We start from the raw sequence: 21211 nt of genomic DNA on the forward strand, positions 1-21211 counted from the left end.
CCAGTCCCTTTCTTACCAGTCCCTTTCTTACCAGTGCCTTTCTTGCCAGTTCCTTCACCAGTTCCTGCAGCAAAAGGGTTTTGCATTAAAAAATCCTCAAGTCCATTAGATTCCGCTTGGTTAATTAAATCTAAAACATCGATTCTCTCCAATTAGAGAACCTCCTTTCTAATAAAGTTCCTTTAATGTAAGGTACTGTATTGTATGAAACTTTATTGAAGTTGTCCTAGATTCCTGTCCAATTCTAATCCCTTTATGATCAAATATTTTCTTACCCTCATAAGATGGAATATCAAATCATAGAGGAATGATTGAATGACACAAAATATACCTGTCATCGGTATTATGATTAAGCCTCGGCATTATAAAAAACTGATGAACGATGTATGGAACGAAAGGCTGTTACCTTCCAAACTGGTGATAGACGGTAATGAGTATGAAAGCGGTATTGCCTATCGGGGAGATCACGTACGTACATTTCCTAAAAAATCGTATCGAATTAACTTTGAAACATATAATCAAGAGTTTAGCGGGAATGAAATTCATCTTAATGCAGAATATCGTGATCCGTCATTGATTCGCAACAAACTATCATTTGATTTTTTCCAAACGATTGGCTGTCTTGCTCCAAATTCTAGACATGTTTTCCTTGAGCTCAATGGAAAGCCTGAAGGTATCTATTTGCAGCTTGAATCCGTAGATCAATGTTTTCTACAAAAAAGACAGCTTCCAAATGGGCCAATTTTTTATGCAACTACCTATCACGCAAATTTTTCATTATTAACGCCGGAAAATGGACCAAAATCTTCCCTTTTCTCTGGATATGATCAGAAGGATGGTAGTGAAAAGGATATTCATGACTTAGAAACATTCATAGCCAAAATAAATACGATTCCTCGGGAAAATTTCAGTGAAGAAATAACGAAGTACCTGGATGTGAAAAAGTATCTGATATGGCTTTGCGGGGCAGTTTGTACACAGAACTTTGATGGTTTCATTCATAATTATGCCTTGTATCGTAATAGCGAAACGGGATTGTTCGAAATGATTCCTTGGGATTATGATGCAACCTGGGGGAGAGACTGGGATGGAGAAATAATGGAATACGATTACGTCCCCGTCCGAGGCTATAATACGCTTACAGCACGCCTGCTTGATCATAAGGAATTCCGTGATCAATATCGCCTTATGCTTGAAGAAATTCTGAATACGTCATTTACTATCAGTGCATTGGAACTGAAAGTGACAAATATGTATAACCAATTGCGAACGTATATAACTTTAGATCGGTATAAAAGCAGAAAATCTATCAATCTATTTGAAAGTGAGCCAGAACTGATCCTTCAATTTATTTCAAATCGGAATCGTTATCTTCTAGAACAGCTTAAGAATTTGAAATAGGAGGCCATAAAGTGGGACCAATTATAGTAAAAAATGCAGGAAAGTATGGCAGGGGGATATTTGCGGATCGTTATATTAAGAAAGGGGAATTGCTGGAGAAAGCCCCGGTAATTATTATTCCTGACCAAGAATGGAAGCAAATGAGAAAAAGTGTGCTACAAAACTATGTATTTCGTTGGGGAGAAGATAAAGCCATCGCTTTAGGATATGGTTCTTTATATAATCACTCCTATACTCCTAACGCAAAGTATATTACCAATATTGAAAACCAAACTTTAGACTTTTATGCCAGGAAAGATATTCAAAGAGGAGAGCAAATTTTTGTAAATTATAATGGAGATCCAAGTGATCAGTCGCTATTATGGTTTGACGTTTTCTAGGGTGCCTTTCATCACCTTGGTCAGTCCTTGCTGTATTCACGCAGTGATGGACTGACCCTAATACTTGGCTTTTTTATTCTTTGCTTTCGGCAATTTGGGCATTTTCCGATATATCCTCGAATGGGATCGATAAAAAGGACGAGCCAGTTAAAAGTTTAATTAGTTACATATATAGAACCCTAAGGAGGTCTATCCGTTTTTAATAAAGTTGATAGAATATACGAGTTATCTAAAAATTTAGTATAATATGATAGTATAGAAGTACTACAAACTCAAATAAAACTTGGAGGAAATAAATTGAAAAACTATAGTTTTATTGGACCTTTAGTAGCAGTTGCCCTACCGTTTGCCATATTTGAATTTTTAAGAGGTGGGCTTTGGGATGATCCTTTATTTATAATGCCCAGAGGACACTTTTATATTGTAAGTGCAGTTTCTATATTATCTACCATACTTGCTATAGCTGTTGGGGTTGTTGGGAAAAGACTAAGGAATATTAAGGTTAGCTTTTTAGCTTTATCCTTCATTTCTCTAGCTCTTGTGTTTGCTTTACATGGTTTATCTACACCACACTTTTTGCTCCCTGAAACACATTTACCAGGTGTTGCATCACAGTTAAGTATGTTATTAGCCACTATATGGTTATGGTTATCTTCTTTACCCTCTGATCATAAACTTGTTGAAAAACTATCACAGCGACAAAGTATGCTTGTTCCAGGTTGGATATTAGCCTTAAGTATTTTTGGCATAGTATCAATGAGTTTTCCAAACATAATGCATTTCATTCCATTAAATGTAAAGCCTCTTAATTGGTTTGTTACTGCTATCGTCTTACTGCTAAATATAATTACTATTATTCGATATTATCAAACTTATAGATTTTCACGGTTCCCCCTCCAGATATCGATTGTCTATAGTGCAGGCTGGTTTATTGTATCCCAGCTTATCATGATTTTGGGAGAGATATGGAGGCTAAGTTGGTGGATGTATCATTTTCTATTATTAGCATCAATGATTGTTATGCTTATTGGATTAATTAAGCAGTATGTAGTGAGGGGGAGTTTTGTAGGTGCTATCCGTGCATTATTTACTAACGATCCATTTGAAAGAATTACAAATAGTGCTTCGCCAAGTGTTAAAGCTCTAGTAGTTACTACAGAAAAAAAAGATACATATACAATGGGCCATACTTTTAGAGTAACCATGTATGCATTGAAACTAGGAGAAGAACTCAAGTTAAAACCAGAACAATTAAGGGCAATAGCTCAAGGAACTCTAGTTCATGATGTAGGGAAAATAAGTATCCCAGATTCGATTATCAACAAGCCTGGTAAACTATCTAGTGAGGAAAGAGAAATTATAGAGACGCATCCAGTGAATGGTTACGAAATGTGTAGAGACCTTGGTTTTATGAAAGAAGAGCTCAGTATCATACGTTCTCATCATGAAAAATGGGATGGCAGCGGTTATCCTGACAAGCTTCAAGGGGGAGAAATAGCGCTTTTAGCTAGAATAGTAGCTGTTGCGGATGTTTACGATGCTCTTACCTCTGAAAGATCCTATCGAAAAGCATGGACCCATAACGAAGCCGTAAAGTATTTAATTGAGCAAAAAGGCATTCACTTTGACCCTAAATGTGTAGATGCATGGGTTAACTTGTGTGAACGAAACCCGACAGTTTATCAATATCCATCTAGTACAATAAATAATGATACTACTGGTACATTGATTTCTTCATTTTAGATTTTTTGTGCTATTTGCAAAAAAAATCTAGAATAAATTGTTCCAAAATCCGCATGTAATATTAATATAGAACATAAGCCAAATACCGATAAATGTTTTACTTTTTAACACCTTATTCTTGAAAAGACACAATCCTATGACATGGTGTTATATGTCATTAGGGCTTTCTTCACGATTGCGACTTTAATTAGAATATTCGTTGTTAAACCTGATAAAGTATACTAGGAAAGTGAAGAATCAAATAGGAAAGAATAAATGGCAGCAGGTTAATCATTTAAAAACAAAAGTAAAAAAGGATGCCTTGATATTGAAGGCATCCTTTTTTGTGCCCTAATAAATGTGATTTTTATGTAAAGCCAAATTCTTTGCTTTATTACAAAACCATTTCTCCATTTATATTTATTTAGAGGATGACACATTATTGCAAGCAGATGATATGGAGTTGTCTAACCTTCAAGATCTTGTTGGTACAACCTATTTGCATACAGATTTTATTTTAATCGCAGGGAAAGAGGTTTTGGATATGAAGGATCTTTTTAAGCAAGTGAAGTATATTTAAAGGGAGCAGAGTCTCATACCATTAATACATGTTGGAACAGTGATATGTACAAAATATCTCTAACAAACAATGTTGGAGATGTGAAGGATGCAATTAAATCAAACGTATATCAAACTTTGTAATGTGAAAATCTATTGTGAATACTGGTTAGATGAAAAGCCTCCACTTCTTTTAATTCATGGATTTGCTTCTTCTATTTATACATTTAATCTTCTGATCCCTTTATTAAAAGAATATTTCTCAATCATCGCCATTGATTTACCTGGATTTGGCCGCAGTGAAAAATCGGCCTCCTTTGTGTATTCCTTTCAAAATTATGCCCAGATCGTTGCCGATTGTATCGATTACTTTAAATTAAAAGAGGTGAATATTGCAGGACACTCGATGGGTGGCCAAATTGCATTATATACAGCGAAAATCATTCCTGAAAAAATAAAGAACTTGGTGTTATTATCGAGTTCCGGCTATTTAAAAAGAGCAAACAAAGCGTTAATTTTATGTACCTATCTCCCTTTTTTTCACTATTACATAAGAAGAAAGGTCCAAAGTAAGGAAGTGCGGGAACATTTGAAAAACGTATTTTATAAGCAATCTCTCATAACGGAAGACTATATTGAGGAATATGGAAAACCGTTGCAGGAAGATGGGTTTTACATATCCCTGATGAGATTATTAAGATACCGTGAAGGTGATTTACCAAGTAAGGAATTAAAAAATATTACGATCCCAACATTATTACTTTGGGGAGAAGAGGATCAAGTCGTTCCAGTTCATATTGGTCATCAATTAGCTAATGACTTGCCTAACGCAAAGCTCATTACATATGAAAAAACGGGCCATTTAATTACGGAAGAACGTTCAAATGAAGTTTTTAAACAAATTTTAGCACATACATCAATATAAAAAAATTCAGTCATCTTAACTTTATCTTAACAGAAACCTAATAAACTCTTGGTAAAATGATTGTGGTAATTAATGATTTCCAGTTTCGGTGATAGAGGAGTGAGTTCCGCATAATGAAAAAGCCAAAAGTATTAATTTTGACAACAAGTTATGGCAATGGACACATACAAGTAGCTAGAGCGCTCGAAGAACAATTTACTCTTAAAAAAACCGCTGAAGTTGTTATTAGGGATATCTATCAAGATACAAATCCACGTTTACATGAATTTACGAAAAAACTATATTTGAAAAGCTACACAAAGGGGGGCGGGCAACTTTATCGCTTATTTTATTATGGCAGTCAAAAGATTTCTAAACGAAAATTAACTCCTCATTTTCCATATGGTTATTCGGAATTAAGTAAAATCATTACGGAGGAGCAACCTGATGCCATAATTAATACATTCCCTATTCAAACGGTTCCATATTTTCTATTAAAGACAAAAAAGACGATCCCCACATACAACGTTGTCACAGATTATTGTCTTCATTATTCATGGATTCATCCTAGAATTGATAAATATTATGTAGCGACTCCACAGTTAAAATTACAGCTCATAGAAAATGAAATGAACGAAGGAAAAATTGTTGTTTCAGGGATACCTGTACTAGATCAATTTCAACAAGCATATTCCCTTCCCTATCTTTTTAAAAAATATCAAATCACCCCCAATTTAAAAACAATCTTATTGATTGCAGGGGCCCATGGAGTATCAAAAGAAATCAAATATATTTGTGAGAATTTAATAAGAGACAAAAAAACTCAGATCCTAATTGTTTGCGGAAAAAACAAAAAACTGTATGAACAGTTGCAAAATAAAGTTCAACGAGAAAAGTATATTCGCGTGTTTGGCTATGTTTCTGAAATGGCTGAATTGCTGCAGCTAGCAACATGTGTAGTAACAAAACCTGGGGGAATAACGTTAACAGAGGCGATGGTAAAAAACGTCCCAATCGTTTTATTACCAGCAACACCAGGTCAAGAAAACGAAAATGCTATGTTTTTTCAAAAAAACAGTGCAGCGGTCTCATTTGACAAGTTGGAACATTTGGTTAAAGGAATTCACAAGCTAACTTTAGACAAAGTGAAATTACAACAAATGAAATCATCATTAGGAAAGATTCATATGCCTCATGCAGCCGAAACGATTGTCAACGATGTTCTGCAAGAGTATTGGCAGCAAGCAAAAAACATCAAAAGTGCGAACTGAGACAGGAATTGGCTCGGAGATGTTCGGGTTATTCGGAGTGCGTGTCACAACTGAAAGAACGGCATCTCGTCCTTTTCTTTTGGATTGAGATGCCTTTTTTGTTTTTCATTAATTTCTTATTAAGATTTTTGTGAAAATTAAGCTATTTATTAAAAATGATCAACACTAAATTTATACTCCGTTCATATTTCCCTTACATCCCTCGGGTACAATCAAAGTAATTCATAGGAGGGGGGATAACAAATGATAACGAAATGGGTTCATCATTTACATCAATTTGAATGTAATGTCTTTTCACTTATTAACAATCGTTTCGACCAAAAAGGCCTAAATTTATTCTTCCGTCAAATCACTCATTTCGGTGGAGCAACGGCAACCATTAGTCTTACCATCTTCCTCATTTTATACCTTGATTTTCCAACTAAAAAATGGGGCTTTGAAAGTGCCATCTCTCTTCTGATAAGTCATCTCTTCGTGGTTTTCATGAAAAAAATATACCCTCGAACACGTCCATATCTATCTCTAACCAATGCTCGAGTGGGCGAAAATCCGCTGATGGACCATTCCTTCCCATCAGGCCATACGACAGCTATTTTCTCAATAATTACTCCTTTAATCTATCATTTACCAATACTTGGATTTTTTCTTTATCCACTTGCATGTTGCGTGGGAATATCGCGAGTTTTTTTAGGCTTACATTATCCCTCAGATGTACTTGCTGGTGCCATTGTAGGAACAGCTTTTGGGTTACTCGCCATTTATATCATTTAATGGAAGAGGGGGGAATCAAGTTTGCATTAGGTCGATCATGGGATGCGATCTTCTCTGATTTATTGTTTCAATATGATGAGGTGATTGCACGAAATAGGCACAGGAAGGTAGCTAATCTATAAAACTACTGTAAAGGGTATGATAGATGAGGAAGTTAACGTCATTGGAATAGGATATGTTTGGTTAGTTTCTGGTGTATGTCTTGCTGAAGCATGAAACCGTGTCATCTCTTTTGATTGAATCTGAAACGGGACTATGAGACTAATCGTAAATCATGGAACTAGGAAAAAATGATTATTTTCCGTGGATTTACATGAAATTAACATGGAATTAACCTCCTATATAAATAACCAGATTATTATGGGGTCATATTAGGAGGAGTAAAATTATGAGAAAACTATTTTGTAAAAGATTTATTAATTTACTAGTTATTGCTCTACTAGTTCTACCAATCTTCTCAAGTCTCGCCATTCGTGCGCATGCAGAAGATACAATGTCGGTTAAATTACTTTCTGTGAACGATTTACATGGCAAGATTGATGTTACAGGAACTATTAATAATGTGAATTATGGACGTGCAGACTATTTGGCCACTTATTTAAAAGCCCATAAAGCAACCAATCCAAATAACACGCTAATTATCCATTCTGGAGATATGATTGGTGGCAGTTCTCCGGTTTCAGCCTTACTTCGAGATGAGCCTACAGTTGAAATCATGGAAGCTATCGGATTTGATGTAGGAACTGTAGGTAACCACGAATTTGATAAAGGTACACAAGAATTCCTTCGGATGGTATATGGCGGTGATCATCCAAACGGCACAAAAGGATATAAAGGGATGAACTTTCCGGTTGTTGCCGCTAATGTGGAATACAAAGATACTGGAAAGCTCATATTAGATCCCTACGCCATTAAAGAAGTAGATGGTGTAAAAATTGGATTTATTGGTGTAGCTACGGTTGAAACACCTAATATGGTGATGGCCTCTGGTATACAGGATATTCGTTTCACGGACGAAGCAGCAGCTGTTAATAAATATACGGAGGAGCTAAAAGCACAAGGAATTAAGGCAATTGTCGTTTTAGCTCACGTTCCTGGAAATCAAAGCGATGAAACGGCCACTGGTCAAATTGCAAATTTAGCGAAGAACGTAGATGACGAGGTAGATGTCATTATTGCTGCTCATAACCATGTGAAACTTAATGCGATTGTAGACAACAAACTTATTGTCCAAGCTTGGGAATATGGAAAATCCTTTGCGGATATTGATTTGAAAATTGATCGTGTTACAGGTGACATTGTTGAAAAACATGCGGAAATCGTTGATGTTATTCAAGAAGGTGTAACTCCTGATCCAGAGGTTAGTGCAATTTTAGCCAAATATAAAGAAATGGTTGGACCAAAATTGAAAGAAGTAGTGGGTTTTGCTGCTACTCCAATGAATGGCGGATACCCTATCAAAGGCATCATTGGTGACAATGCTCTTGGAAACTTGATTGCAGACGGAATGAATTATGAAATGAAGTCTGATTTTGCCTTAATGAACGGCGGGGGAATCCGTGACGTTTTGGCCCAAGGCGAAATGACTTGGGAGAATCTTTTCAATATCCAGCCATTTAATAACACACTGGTTACGGTCACCATTCCAGGATCAGCATTGGAACCTATATTAAATGCTCAGTTTTCATCCTATGGACCGGATGTCTCTATTGGTGGATTCTCATATACGTGGGATAGTGCGACAAGGAAAGTAGTAAATATCTATCTTCCTGATGGATCACCAATTGATAATTATGGGACCTATACGCTTACTGTCAACAATTATATGTATGAACATGGGACTGATAAATATAAAATTCGCCAATATGGCAATGACCCAGTTCAAGGGCCTGAAGATATACAAGCCACTGTAAATTTCGTGAAAAGCTTTAATAGACCAGTCCATTATGTAGCGGAAGGAAGAATCTCGGAAGACTTCAAGGCACCCGAACTGGCGGATGCAGTATTACATGGGGCTGACTGTAGAGATGGATCGTATCTTCATGAAGTCAAAGTATCCTTGGCAGCAACAGATGCAGGTATCGGGGTTTCGCATATTGAGTATAGCTTAGATAACGGTGTCACTTGGCAACGTTATGATGAGGGGTTAACGATCAATAAAGAAGGTAAAAACTCTATTCAATACCGTGCGATCGATAAAGTGCATAATGTTTCAGAGACGAAAACTCTTGAGGTATTCATTACATCTGCATCAATCGAAAATACGATTTCTTTAGTGAAACAAGCAGATGGGAATAATGGAATTAAAACATCGCTTATTGCTCAGTTGGAAAATGCAATCAAAACTTTTGAAAAAGATAAAGAAGATGAAGCTTATCTATCTTTAGAAAAAACTTACTTGCATATTAGCAAGCTTCCAAATAAGCATTTAGGGGAAATGGATAAAAACGAAATCATGTTCATGCTTCAATACATCATTGAACATCGAACAGAAATTAGCTGGAATGAGTTACCAGCCTTGTTAGCGAGTTAATTTTTGATTCGAGTCTTTTAAAATAAACAAGGTGGAGCGATACCAGAATATAGGGATTGAAAAAAACAGATAGAGGGCTAAACTGCACCCCAATTGTTAGATACACACATCTAACAGTTGGAGGTGCAGTTTTTTGTTTCGGTGAATCGTATCATAAGTAAATGAGGTTTTTTAATTCAAAATGACTTTAATAATAAAAATCATCCATTATATAATAAAAAGGGATAGACTAAATAATAGATCCTGTTCTCTGACATTGTGCAAGATCCTTATGGGATCTTGATTTTTTTCGTACAAGTTAAGAGATATTCCACAATTTGATGAGATTCTACTTGAATATATTAGAAAATTTACACTTTAAAAATGGGGGGTGAAGATGATGGATTTACAACTATTTTTTCGTAGGACGCTAAAGAAGTTTCAGATTTCATTGTTTTCACTTGGTTTCAAGGAAGAGTGGCAGCCGTCCATTGAGTGGATTGTTCAGGAGGAAATACAAGGAAAACGCTATTCATTTTACTATGCCGATACATTGACAGTATTGTTTGAAGTGAATAAATCTCTAACGGAAGAGGAACTTGCCTATTTTCAGGATTTATTTGAAATTATATTTATCCAAAAGAGTATTTATTATAAAGAAAATGAAATTCAAAAACTTCAAGAAGGGCTACAAGCCATTGTGACAAATGTGCAAGTGGAGTCGTTGCTTGAGAATATTCTACAAAATGCAGTTGATGCTATTCCGGCAGCTTCCACAGGCATTTTAACGCTCTATAATGAGCAAACCAAGATACTCGAAAATATCGCAACAGTCGGTTTGAATAAAGAGATTCGTCATGCTAAATTTCAAATTGGTGAAGCCATTGTGGGAAAGATCTTTGCTGAAGGAAAATCGAAGTTATTTACGAACCGTGCAGAAATCGATACATACTTTCATGATGTTTCTGAAAAAAACTTAGCATTGCTGGCACCGGAAAAAAAACTTAACCAGTCTAGTGGACTCATTGCTGTACCGATTAAGTTGTCTGAAAAAACGGTTGGTGTTATTTTACTCCACCAGCAAAAAAATCAATGGTCCTTTTCCGAGTTAGATGTGAAAACAATGGAGCACTTTGCCTCGCAAATGGCACTGGCCATTTTTAATGCACGTATATACTATCAACTCCAGGAACGCGAAAATTATTTATCCATTCGCAATCAAATTCACGATACGTTAATTTCTCTTTCTTTATCGAACAAAGGCATCCCAGCCATTGTAAAAGAAATTCAGTCGATCCTTCAAATGACTCTGATCTATTATGATTTCATATATAAAGAGGAAATTCAGACCCATCCTAATAAAAGGGCAGCTGCATTTCTCGATGAGCTGTTAAAGAAATTTCAAGTTTGTCCAGAAGGAAATTATGTTGAAATGGAAGGGGAAGCTTTTTACGCACAACCAATTATCCTTGATCATTTAATTGTAGCAGTCCTAGTTGTCGATTCAAAGCAGGAGATTTCCGAGACAGATCGTATGGTGCTTGAACAATGTGCAATGATGATTTCCAACGAGATTCTGAAAAAACAGTCGTTGATGGATCGCTATTTGGAACATAATCAAGAACTCTTTCATCGTATTTCCTCTGTTTCAAGCACTGAGGCCATTCAGCTATTAAATCAAAAAATAGACTATCATTTTAATCAATCCTTCTGTATGATCGTTGTCAGGATCATCCAGGCTAAACATTCTATTTCTTCTGAGTTGGAGCTTCATAAGCTCATTGTTGCTATCGAAAAGCAGCTAAAGGATTATGGAATATTTTTATTCGGGACAAATAATCAAATTACCATTTTTGTACCATATCATGATCAGGTGGATTATAAAACGATTAAAAAGGAAATATCAATCCTGATTAACAACTTTTCGACATTTTCCCATGTACCTCTATACGCTGGTATTAGCACTGGTCAACAGGATTTGGCGTATATAAAAAAACTAACAGATGAAGCACAAAAGGCATGTGATTATGGAGCCCGTAATCAAAATACTCGTGTGATTTCTTATGATAGTCTCGGAATCAATACATTATTTTTGACACAATCAAAGGAATATATGGAGGGCTTTGTGAATGAAATATTTGATCCTCTTCGTCAGGAAAGAAACGATTTGGCAAATACGCTAAGGGCATATGTTGCCTGTAATGCCTCTCCAAAGAAAACAGCGGATCAATTATTTATTCATATTAATACGCTTTATCAGCGACTAGATAAAATGGAAAAAATTTTAAACCTTTCATTTGATAATCGCGAGCATTTATTAAGAATACAACTGGCATGCTATTTATATGATAATTATCTTAATTGATATAGAAGAAGCTCCATAGTTTTTTTATAAACTGTGGAGCTTCTTCTATATTTATATCTTTTATACTAAATTAAATATTCGAAATATTGGAGGGATTGGATGAAGAACAAGTCCGTAATTTTAGCACTTTTATTTTTTGGATGGGCCTTAGGTAATTTCGATCGTTTTGTTATTAACTATGCGATTGTTGATATTTCTAAAGATTTATCACTTAATGCAACACATACAGGAATTGTATTGAGCACATTTTTCTTAGGGTATGCCATTATGCAAATACCAGGAGGCTTGTTGGCAGATAAATTTGGCTCACGTAAAATAGTTACAATTTCGGTTCTGTTACTTTCACTATTTACAGGGTTAACAGGGGTTGCCAATTCTTTATTTATGCTTTTAGCCATACGTTTCCTATTTGGCTTAGGTGAAGGAGGCTTTATGCCCGCTTCTACGAAAGCGATTTCAGAAACCTTCCCACGTAAAGAACGTGGTCGTGCACAGTCCATATTATTGTCAAGCGGTGGTGTTATGGCGATATTAACACCCGTTATTTCAGCCTATTTATTGACCTCTATTGGATGGCGGCCGCTATTTATAGGCGTTGCCTTTATCGGTGCCCTAATTGTAGCACTCTATCTCTTTTTCTTAAAAATACCACATGCAACAACAAGTCAAGATTCATCCAGTGTGCAAGTACAACAAGGTAAAAGTCCCTTAAAGACAGTATTAAAAATGCCATTGCTTTGGAGTATTTTTGTCTCCTTCTTTGCCATTTATACGATTCAGTGGGGGCTTACAAGCTGGATCCCTAGCTATTTGTCAAAAGTGCGCGGACTAGACTTAGTATCGATTGGCTGGGCTCAAACCATTCCAGGTGTTGCTATGCTTATAGGAATGTTACTGGCTGGCGTTATTATGGATAAAATTCCGCAGGGAAAAGAAAAGTTGCCTGGTATTATCGGTACGGTTCTAATCGCTGTTTTAATGTACTTTATGTTTACAGCGACATCTATTACAAGCTTTATTATTTTCCAAACAATCGTCACTTTTTTTATTGCTGTCGTCATTATTCTACTAAACGCCTTCCTTCTTAAAAATACACCAACTTCAGTGGCAGGATCTGCAATGGGATTTGTAAATGTAGGAGGACAGCTAGCTGGCTTTTTTGCACCTACAATAATCGGCTTTATTGTTGATGCATCAGGAAGCTTTGACATGGCATTTTGGATGCTGATTGGTTTTGCTATTGTCTGCTTGATTGCAATCTGCACATTCCGTACAACAGAGCAGCCTGAGCAAGAGAAACCATTATCAAGCGTATCTTAATAAGGAGGTTTTTCATATGTCAACTTCAACTTCACTATCATTTTCTCAATTTGTTAAAAATGAGATTAATAAAAAAAGACAACAATTTATTGAGGTCAGTGATTTTATTTGGGCACATCCTGAAATCCGCTTCGAGGAGAAGCAATCCTCTAATGCCATGAAAGAAGCGTTAATGAAGGAAGGGTTCGAAGTTCAATCACCTGTTGCCGGGCTTGATACAGGTTTTGTTGCCACGTACGGTTCAGGACACCCGATTGTTGCCATTTTAGGTGAGTTCGATGCACTAGAAGCGTTAAGCCAGCAAAAAGGGGCTTCAAAGCACGCTCCAATTGTCGAAGGCGGGCATGGTCATGGATGTGGTCATAATTTATTAGGCACAGGATCACTTGCTGCTGTCGTGGCCATTAAAGAATATTTACATCAGCACAAAATGAGTGGAACGGTTCGTTATTATGGATGTCCGGCAGAGGAAAGCGGCGGAGGCAAAGTATTTATGGTACGAGAAGGATTATTTAATGATGTAGACTTCGCTCTTAGCTGGCATCCTGGCAATTATGCTGCCCCTTTAAATATGTCCTTTCTTGCTACTTATACAGTTAAATTTTCCTTTGAAGGTCGAAGTGCTCATGCAGCAGCTGCGCCTCATCTTGGTCGAAGCGCATTAGATGCTGTTGAATTAATGAATGTTGGTGTTAACTTTTTGCGCGAGCATATAATCCCGGAAGCACGTATCCATTATGCCATTACCAATGCAGGCGGCGATGCACCAAATGTTGTACAAGCTCATGCTGATGTTGTGTACTCCATTCGTGCACCAAAACGGGCGCAGCTTGATGAGATTTTTGAACGAGTCATTGATGTTGCAAAAGGCGCTGCGTTAATGACTAGTGTAAGCATGAGCTATAAATTGGAAGGAGGCTATTCAGAAGTCATTCCAAACTCAACTATGGCTAATGTCATGTATGAGAAAATACAGGAAATTGGACTGCCGGCGTATACACAGGATGAAATGGATTTTGCACGGGAAATTCAGCAGACTTTAAGTGATAAGGATATTCAACAAAATGTGATGCAGTTTGACTTTGAAACAAAGGAAAAACTTCTTGCGTCACCGATTGCTACGGTGATCCCGCCTCTGTCTAAAACTGAAGAGCTTATGGCTGCTTCGACTGATGTAGGAGATGTTAGTTGGATTGTTCCAACCATGCAATGTAATACAGCGACATGGGCGATTGGAACCGCGCCGCATACTTGGCAGGTTGTATCACAAGGTGCAGTTTCCTATGCACAAAAGGCCATGCTCCAAGCCGGAGAAATTATGGCAGCAACGGCACTTGAGATCATGCAATCCTCCGATATACTTGCTGCGGCCAAGGCTGAGCATAACAAACGGCTTGGGGGTCAAACCTATTCAGCACCAATCCCAGCAGATCTCCAACCACCAAAGCTAAAATAATTCATTGTGCGAGTGGCTTTTACATAAGCCGTTCATATTTTTAAGTAAAAGCGATTGTTTTTGGAACCTTTAAACGGTTCATAAATACACCTTTCGGACTACTTTGGAGATGTTGCTTATGAAAAAAATCTTAATGCTTGCTACCGGTGGAACCATTGCATGTGTGGAAGGAAATGAGGGGCTTACTCCGGAATTATCCGTTGAAGATTTGCTGCATTTCCTTCCTGAAACATTCGATAACATAAAAATCGACGGTAAAATCTTAATGAATATAGACAGTACAAATTTGCAGCCTGAGCATTGGGTGAAAATTGCGGAATCAGTTTATAAAAATTATGATGAATACGATGGATTTGTCATTACACACGGAACTGATACGTTAGCCTATACATCCTCAGCACTGTCATATATGCTTCAGGGTCTGGACAAACCAGTTGTGCTAACCGGATCTCAAGTTCCAATTAGTTTTAAAAAAACCGATGCCAAGAAAAATGTAGCAGACGCCTTACGATTTGCCTGCGAGGATATTGGCGGCGTATTTATCGTTTTTGATGGCAGAGTGATTCTAGGAACTCGTGCGGTTAAAATGCGGACAAAAAGCTATGATGCGTTTGAAAGTATCAATCATCCATATGTTGCTTCTATAAATAAAAGTGATGTGGACTATCACTGGAAACCCGCACCCAGTGAAAATAAGGTTGTATTCAATGCGAATTTATGTACGGACGTCTTTTTAATGAAATTATATCCTGGCGCTAAGCCTGAGATTTTTGATTGCTTAAAAGACTTATATAAAGGAATTATTATTGAAAGTTTCGGAAACGGCGGGCTTCCTTTTGAAGGAAGAAACCTGCTTGCGAAAGTCGAGGAGCTAACGGATAAAGGAATCGCTGTAGTCATTACGACTCAGTGCCTGGAAGAAGGGGAGGACTTGCTCCTGTATGAAGTGGGACGCAAGGCAGCACAGCATCAAGTTATATTTTCCGGAGATATGAACACGGAGGCAATCGTTGCCAAATTAATGTGGGCGCTTGGGCAAGCTGATTCTTTAGCTAAGGTTAAGGAAATCATTGAGACGCCATTGGCAGGAGATTTAACCGTAAAATCAGAAAAAGTGGAACAATAATATGGTTAATTCTCCATTTATATGTTAGTTACCTAATCGTTCGCAAAATGTGAAGACCATTGGAGATAATTCTCTGATGGTTTTTTATTTTTATATAAAAAGTACAAGTGAAGGAGATCTTGTGCAGATAGTAGTAGAATCAATAATAGGTAAAAGACAAGTGCATTTTTTAAAGCTAAAAATCGGTAACGGTAGTTTCCTTAAATAAGCAATGATCCAATAATGAAAAATATGCTGTAATAGTGATAGAATAATAGTTCATCCTGTTCTAAGTAGTCAAAAAAAGTGAGGAATTGATGGTGAAAAAATTTAAAAAGTTTTACTTAGAGATTACAAGTGTATGTAATCTTGCATGCAGCTTTTGTCCGCCAACAGAACGACAGAAGCAATTCATTTCCGTGGACGATTTTTCTAAGAGATTAGACCAAATTAAGCCACACACAGATTACATTTATTTACATGTTAAAGGTGAGCCACTGCTCCATCCTAAAATAGACGAATTGTTAGACTTAAGTCATGAGAAAGGATTTAAAGTCAATATCACAACCAATGGAACATTAATTAATAAAAAGAGGGAAAAATTATTAAATAAACCTGCGTTAAGACAAATGAATTTTTCACTCCATAGCTTTGATGGCCATATTGGTTCTAAAGATAAGGAAGGGTATGTGAGAAGTATCCTTTCTTTTATTAAAGAAGCAACGAGCCAATCAGAAATGATTGTTTCCCTGAGGTTATGGAACCTTACACAAGACAATACAACGAATTTGGAAAGAAAACGAAACAGAGAGTTATTAGAGATAATTGAGAAAGAATTTGATTTAGACTACAAAATTGAAGAGAAGGTCGAACCAGGAAGCGGCGTGAAAATTGCGGAACGTATCTTCATCAATCAAGATTACGAGTTTCAGTGGCCTGCTTTACATGAAGAAGAAGATGATGGGAAGGGCTTCTGCTATGGCCTGCGAAATCAAGCAGGTATTTTAGCAAACGGAACGGTTATTCCTTGTTGTCTAGATGGTGAGGGAGTGATCAACCTTGGAAATATTAATGATCATTCATTTTCTGATATTATCGAGATGGATAGAGCAAAAAACCTTGTAGATGGTTTTTCACGAAGAGTGGCAGTGGAGGAACTATGTAGAAAATGCGGATATCGCAAAAGGTTTGGAAAATAGATTTGCAAATCGCTTGGTTAGTAAGTTAGGTAGGGTCATTTCCACTTATTATCTCATTTAGATATAACGAGGTGAACCTTATCATAAGTAAATGAAGTTTTTATTATAGAGCTTAGAAGTGGAGCACATTATTGCTTCACTTTTTTCTTGTCCTAAAGACTGACCATAAGAGCAAGAACGAGGACGAAATGGTGACCGATTACTTGTTAAAATGGGTCCAACAAAACATTTGGAGGGAAATAAAATGAGTAAGATTCAGGAATTCAATGAGCTGCATTTTTCAGAGGATCTATTATTTCTAGGAAACGCCTGGGATATGCTTTCTGCCTTGACGCTTGAAAAGGCAGGATTCAAAGCAATTGGTACAACCAGTTGGGGAATTGCTAACTCACTAGGGTATGCAGATGGAGAATTAATTGATTTTGATAGACACTTAGCAATAATAAAAACGATAACAGAGAATGTGAAAATTCCTGTTTCCGCTGATATCGAAGCTGGCTACAGTGAGGATCCTAACAAGATTATTAATAATGTTTTAAGGACAGCTGATGTTGGGGTAGCTGGTATCAATATTGAGGATTCATTGAAAAATTCAAATGAATTAAGAGACATATCACAGCACTGTAAACTAACGGAAAAAATGAGAATTGCGTTAGATCGATATGGTTATAAAGATTTTTATATCAACGCCAGAACTGATACTTACTTACAAAGGAAAAATCCTCTATTGGAAACAATTGAACGAGCAAAGGCATACGTTGAGAGCGGTGCTAGCGGGATTTTTGTCCCCGGCTTAAAGGAGGATGAAGAGATTAAAGAATTCACAATGAATGTTAGTGCTCCACTAAATGTATTATCTTTACCTGGACTAACAAATTGTAATAAGCTTAAAGAATTAAGTGTAAAACGTTTTAGTTTTGGAAATGCCCAATCTGATAAAGTGATTGCTTATTTAGAAGGAAAGGTTTCCAAATTATTGGAGTTTAAGGATACATCCCTTTTGTATGAGAACGAGCGCTAATGTGAAAGGTAGTGGGTTAAATGGTGTCTAATATCAATCTTTCATTTGAAGAGATGTGGGACAAAATTATCGCTTGTGATCGAAAATATGATGGGCTATTTTTTACTGCAGTAAAAACAACTAAAATATACTGTCGCCCTTCCTGCAGGTCAAGAAAGCCTAAAAAAATAAATGTTAAATTTTACCACGATATAAATGAAGTTGAAAAAGCTGGTTATCGTCCTTGCAAAAGATGTCAGCCAGAGGTTGAGCAATCCCCACATATTGAGCTTGTCAGAAATATCATTACGTTCCTAGTCAATCATTATAAACAAAATTTGATATTAAAAGATATAGCGGATCATGCAGGTTTAAGTCCCTTTTATTTGGAGCGGTTATTTAAACAGGAAACATCTGAGACTCCACGTACTTATTTAGAAAAAATACGTATCGATAAAGCAGCCCACCTTCTAAAATGCACAACCTTGACGAACCTTGAGGTTTGCTATGAGGTGGGATTCCAGAGTACTTCCAATTTTTACAAAGTTTTTCGAAGCTTAAAAAATTGTTCACCCAGTGAATATCGAAAGGAACTCCTAAATGAAATGGATTGATCATGAATCTTATATTGAGATTTATCCCCCAAAGGAATTTAATTTTGAGGAGTGTTTAATTTTCTTGGGTAGGTCTAATCAGGAAGTGCTTCATCAGATTAAAGAGGGGTCTTTATATAAACTAATAAAAGTTAATGAATCTTTGATTTTATGTAAAATAGGATCCATCAATCATTCCATAAAGGTTGAATTCCCAATAAGCTCCCCATCGATTGACTCTCGCAAAAAAGTGGCAGAGTATATTTGGGAGTGGTTTGATTTGGATCAGGAATTAGGGGAATTTTATTAATTGGCTGGTCAAGATAAAGTTTTAAAGACACTAGCCCATAAATATTATGGATTACGGATTATGTGCATTCCTGATTTATTTGAAGCGCTAGTATGGGCGATCATGGGACAGCAAATTAATTTAACATTTGCTTATACATTAAAGAAACGCTTCGTTGAACAATATGGCGAGAGTCTAACTTTCGAAGGAGAAACGTTTTGGTTATTCCCTTCATTTGAAAAAATTGCATCCTTGAATGTAGATGATTTAAGAAAACTTCAAATTACTACTAGGAAGGCTGAATATATCATTGGCATTACTAAAGATATGAAAAGTAGCAAATTAACAAAAGAATTATTGCTTCAGAAACAAGATTATCATGAAATACAAAAATCATTAATGATGATAAGAGGTATCGGAGCATGGACGGCAGATTATGTGATGATGAAATGTTTGCACTATACCTCTTCCTTTCCAGTTACCGATGTCGGACTTCATAATGCCTTAATGAATCTATTAGGTCTTGAGAGGAAACCGACCATAGAAGAAATAGAAGAGTATGCAGCAGATTGGGAAGGCTGGCAGGCATATGCTACCTTTTATCTTTGGAGGTCTTTATATGACAAAAATACATAAATTAGATTATGAATCACAAATTGGTGTAATCGAAATAATCGGCACTAATAAAGCAATCAGCTCGATCTTATTTTCTGAAAAGGAAAAAAAGGAGAATTTTTTAAAGACCGAAACTCCTCCAGTTGTAACTGAATGCTATAACCAACTTGACGAATATTTTAATGGTGCTCGTCGTGACTTTTCATTCCCGTTTCAATTTGAAGGGACTGACTTTCAAAAAACAGTATGGGAAGCTTTAATAGCAATCCCCTATGCGGAAACGGGGTCCTATAAGGATATTGCCCTATCAATTGGGAATGAAAAAGCCATTAGAGCTGTAGGGAGTGCAAATGGAAAAAACAAGTTAAGCATTATCATTCCTTGTCACAGAGTAATCGGTTCAAATGGGAAATTAACCGGTTACGCAGGAGGTCTATGGAGAAAAGAATGGCTGCTTCAACATGAGAGGTCTTCTAATAAGGGACATAAGTAGATGTTAAGAACCCTAAAGAATCTCATTTAGATCTGTTACGGTGAACCGTATCACAAATAATGGTAAAGCAGAGAGTGGAAATTCAAATAAATAAAGAAACTTTATCAAGACTGGCTTTTTAATAAAATGAATCTGGTGGAAGAGTTAGTTTTCCAATTACACGTGGCTTTGCACAGTGTGTTTAGTATTATTTTTGGGTTTACTCATTCTTCTTCCAGACTAAGATAAGTTACTTCCATTCATTTGATTGCTATGACAATCAGTTAATTATTTAAAATAATTTTATGGTAAAAACAAACGGGAAAAGGTATTTATTATTCCTGTTTGTTTTTTTTTAACTGATTAATTACCCATGTTAAATAATATACATACATTAGCAGTAAACCAGGATGTATACATGAAAGGAGAAGATTGCTTTGAATGGATCGTTACTTAATTCCTTTAGAAAAGGTGGATATATTTTCTATGCAAGGCATGGGGAAGCGACCATTGGAAGTGATTTACCCTATTTAAACTTTCAAGACTGTTTAACCCAAAGAAATCTTTCTGAAAAGGGACGTAGGCAGGTTATTTATTATGGAGAAATTCTTCGATACTTACAAATACCAATTAAATACCCTGTTTCCGCAAGTCCTTTTTGCAGGACAATAGAAACAGCACAGTTAGCATTTGGAAGTGGCAATGTTCAAGTTAATCCTTTTTGGTTTGAGATATATAGGTTGGGTGGAAATCTACCTAGTAGTAATAGACAAAGAATTTTAAATAATTTTAAGACTGTTTTGGAAACAGTTCCGGAAGAGGGAAGAAATAAGGTTATTGTTGCTCACAGTTTCCCAGAAGGGGTAGGTTTAGGTCTAATACCTAATATGGGGACAGTTATTATAAAGCCTAAAGGGGAAGGTAATGGTTATGAAGTTGTTGGTCAATTATCTTTAGAAGATTTGAGTAAATTAGATAGTTAGAAGAAGGTTCTTTACCAGAAAAGCATAGGTGAAAGTAACTCTAGATAAGAAGTGTTAAAGAGGCTAACTTAAAATAGAGAAGACCGTCCATGTTGTTTAGACGGTCTCCTTTTGGTTTTCTTAAACTTGAACTTCACTCATTAATGCATGATTGTTAACTTCTGTATCTTTAAAAAGTGTCTGGTGTACACCAGAATTTATTCGGACTTTTCGACATTATTCGAGGTGTGGCATTTTCAAGTCCACTGTATATAACACTTCCAAATACAATCTGTATGTACCATTTCTCAGATAA

General features: G+C 36.4%; 19 protein-coding genes. All 19 read left to right on the forward strand.

Annotated features, from left to right (window positions below; genetic code table 11):
• Positions 1 to 315 precede the first annotated feature (315 nt).
• The 19 genes from V7164_RS11270 to V7164_RS11360 all read left to right on the forward strand — a co-directional run bounded on the left by V7164_RS11270 (position 316) and on the right by V7164_RS11360 (position 20916).
• Positions 316 to 1401, forward strand: coding sequence for a CotH kinase family protein (locus V7164_RS11270; RefSeq protein WP_335347158.1), 1086 nt, complete (start codon positions 316 to 318; stop codon positions 1399 to 1401).
• 11 nt (positions 1402 to 1412) lie between these two features.
• Positions 1413 to 1781, forward strand: a complete 369-nt coding sequence (locus V7164_RS11275; RefSeq protein WP_335347159.1) for an SET domain-containing protein — start codon at positions 1413 to 1415, stop codon at positions 1779 to 1781.
• Positions 1782 to 2078: 297 nt separating this feature from the next.
• Positions 2079 to 3524 carry an HD-GYP domain-containing protein gene (locus tag V7164_RS11280; protein ID WP_335347160.1) on the forward strand — a complete coding sequence of 482 codons (1446 nt, stop codon included), beginning with the start codon at positions 2079 to 2081 and terminating at the stop codon, positions 3522 to 3524.
• A 421-nt stretch (positions 3525 to 3945) separates the two neighbouring features.
• Positions 3946 to 4083: a hypothetical protein gene (locus V7164_RS11285; protein ID WP_335347161.1), complete on the forward strand. Its 138-nt coding sequence runs from the start codon at positions 3946 to 3948 to the stop codon at positions 4081 to 4083.
• A gap of 87 nt (positions 4084 to 4170) precedes the next feature.
• Positions 4171 to 4986: an alpha/beta fold hydrolase gene (locus V7164_RS11290; RefSeq protein WP_335347162.1), complete on the forward strand. Its 816-nt coding sequence runs from the start codon at positions 4171 to 4173 to the stop codon at positions 4984 to 4986.
• Between the two features lie 113 nt (positions 4987 to 5099).
• Positions 5100 to 6236 carry an MGDG synthase family glycosyltransferase gene (locus V7164_RS11295; RefSeq protein WP_335354108.1) on the forward strand — a complete coding sequence of 379 codons (1137 nt, stop codon included), beginning with the start codon at positions 5100 to 5102 and terminating at the stop codon, positions 6234 to 6236.
• Positions 6237 to 6479: 243 nt separating this feature from the next.
• Positions 6480 to 7007 (forward strand): phosphatase PAP2 family protein, encoded by a 528-nt coding sequence (locus tag V7164_RS11300; protein WP_335354109.1) that lies wholly within the window; start codon positions 6480 to 6482, stop codon positions 7005 to 7007.
• Between the two features lie 388 nt (positions 7008 to 7395).
• Positions 7396 to 9540, forward strand: coding sequence for a bifunctional metallophosphatase/5'-nucleotidase (locus V7164_RS11305; RefSeq protein WP_335347165.1), 2145 nt, complete (start codon positions 7396 to 7398; stop codon positions 9538 to 9540).
• 376 nt (positions 9541 to 9916) lie between these two features.
• Entirely contained in the window at positions 9917 to 11884 is a 1968-nt protein-coding gene (locus V7164_RS11310; protein WP_335345740.1) for a helix-turn-helix domain-containing protein, read from the forward strand.
• 99 nt (positions 11885 to 11983) lie between these two features.
• Positions 11984 to 13204 carry an MFS transporter gene (locus V7164_RS11315; protein WP_335345739.1) on the forward strand — a complete coding sequence of 407 codons (1221 nt, stop codon included), beginning with the start codon at positions 11984 to 11986 and terminating at the stop codon, positions 13202 to 13204.
• 16 nt (positions 13205 to 13220) lie between these two features.
• Positions 13221 to 14660, forward strand: a complete 1440-nt coding sequence (locus V7164_RS11320) for a M20 family metallopeptidase (RefSeq protein ID WP_335345738.1) — start codon at positions 13221 to 13223, stop codon at positions 14658 to 14660.
• 118 nt (positions 14661 to 14778) lie between these two features.
• Positions 14779 to 15786: an asparaginase gene (locus V7164_RS11325; RefSeq protein ID WP_335345737.1), complete on the forward strand. Its 1008-nt coding sequence runs from the start codon at positions 14779 to 14781 to the stop codon at positions 15784 to 15786.
• Between the two features lie 299 nt (positions 15787 to 16085).
• Positions 16086 to 16964 carry a radical SAM/SPASM domain-containing protein gene (locus V7164_RS11330; RefSeq protein ID WP_335345741.1) on the forward strand — a complete coding sequence of 293 codons (879 nt, stop codon included), beginning with the start codon at positions 16086 to 16088 and terminating at the stop codon, positions 16962 to 16964.
• Between the two features lie 244 nt (positions 16965 to 17208).
• Positions 17209 to 17985: an isocitrate lyase/PEP mutase family protein gene (locus V7164_RS11335; RefSeq protein ID WP_335354110.1), complete on the forward strand. Its 777-nt coding sequence runs from the start codon at positions 17209 to 17211 to the stop codon at positions 17983 to 17985.
• Positions 17986 to 18005: 20 nt separating this feature from the next.
• The gene (locus tag V7164_RS11340) at positions 18006 to 18578 is read left to right on the forward strand and encodes a bifunctional transcriptional activator/DNA repair enzyme AdaA (RefSeq protein WP_335354111.1); all 573 of its coding nucleotides are present in this window, start codon (positions 18006 to 18008) and stop codon (positions 18576 to 18578) included.
• Positions 18579 to 18642: 64 nt separating this feature from the next.
• Entirely contained in the window at positions 18643 to 18867 is a 225-nt protein-coding gene (locus V7164_RS11345; RefSeq protein ID WP_335354112.1) for a hypothetical protein, read from the forward strand.
• A complete protein-coding gene (locus V7164_RS11350; protein ID WP_335354113.1) occupies positions 18868 to 19482 on the forward strand; it encodes a DNA-3-methyladenine glycosylase family protein in 615 nt (204 codons plus the stop codon).
• Positions 19466 to 19954 (forward strand): methylated-DNA--[protein]-cysteine S-methyltransferase, encoded by a 489-nt coding sequence (locus tag V7164_RS11355; protein ID WP_335354114.1) that lies wholly within the window; start codon positions 19466 to 19468, stop codon positions 19952 to 19954. The genes V7164_RS11350 and V7164_RS11355 overlap by 17 nt, the downstream gene beginning before the upstream one ends.
• Positions 19955 to 20370: 416 nt before the next feature.
• Positions 20371 to 20916 carry a histidine phosphatase family protein gene (locus tag V7164_RS11360; RefSeq protein ID WP_335354115.1) on the forward strand — a complete coding sequence of 182 codons (546 nt, stop codon included), beginning with the start codon at positions 20371 to 20373 and terminating at the stop codon, positions 20914 to 20916.
• Positions 20917 to 21211 lie beyond the last annotated feature (295 nt).

It is taken from the genome of Bacillus sp. JJ1474, from assembly GCF_036965225.1.
Taxonomy (GTDB): Bacteria; Bacillota; Bacilli; order Bacillales; family Cytobacillaceae; genus Cytobacillus.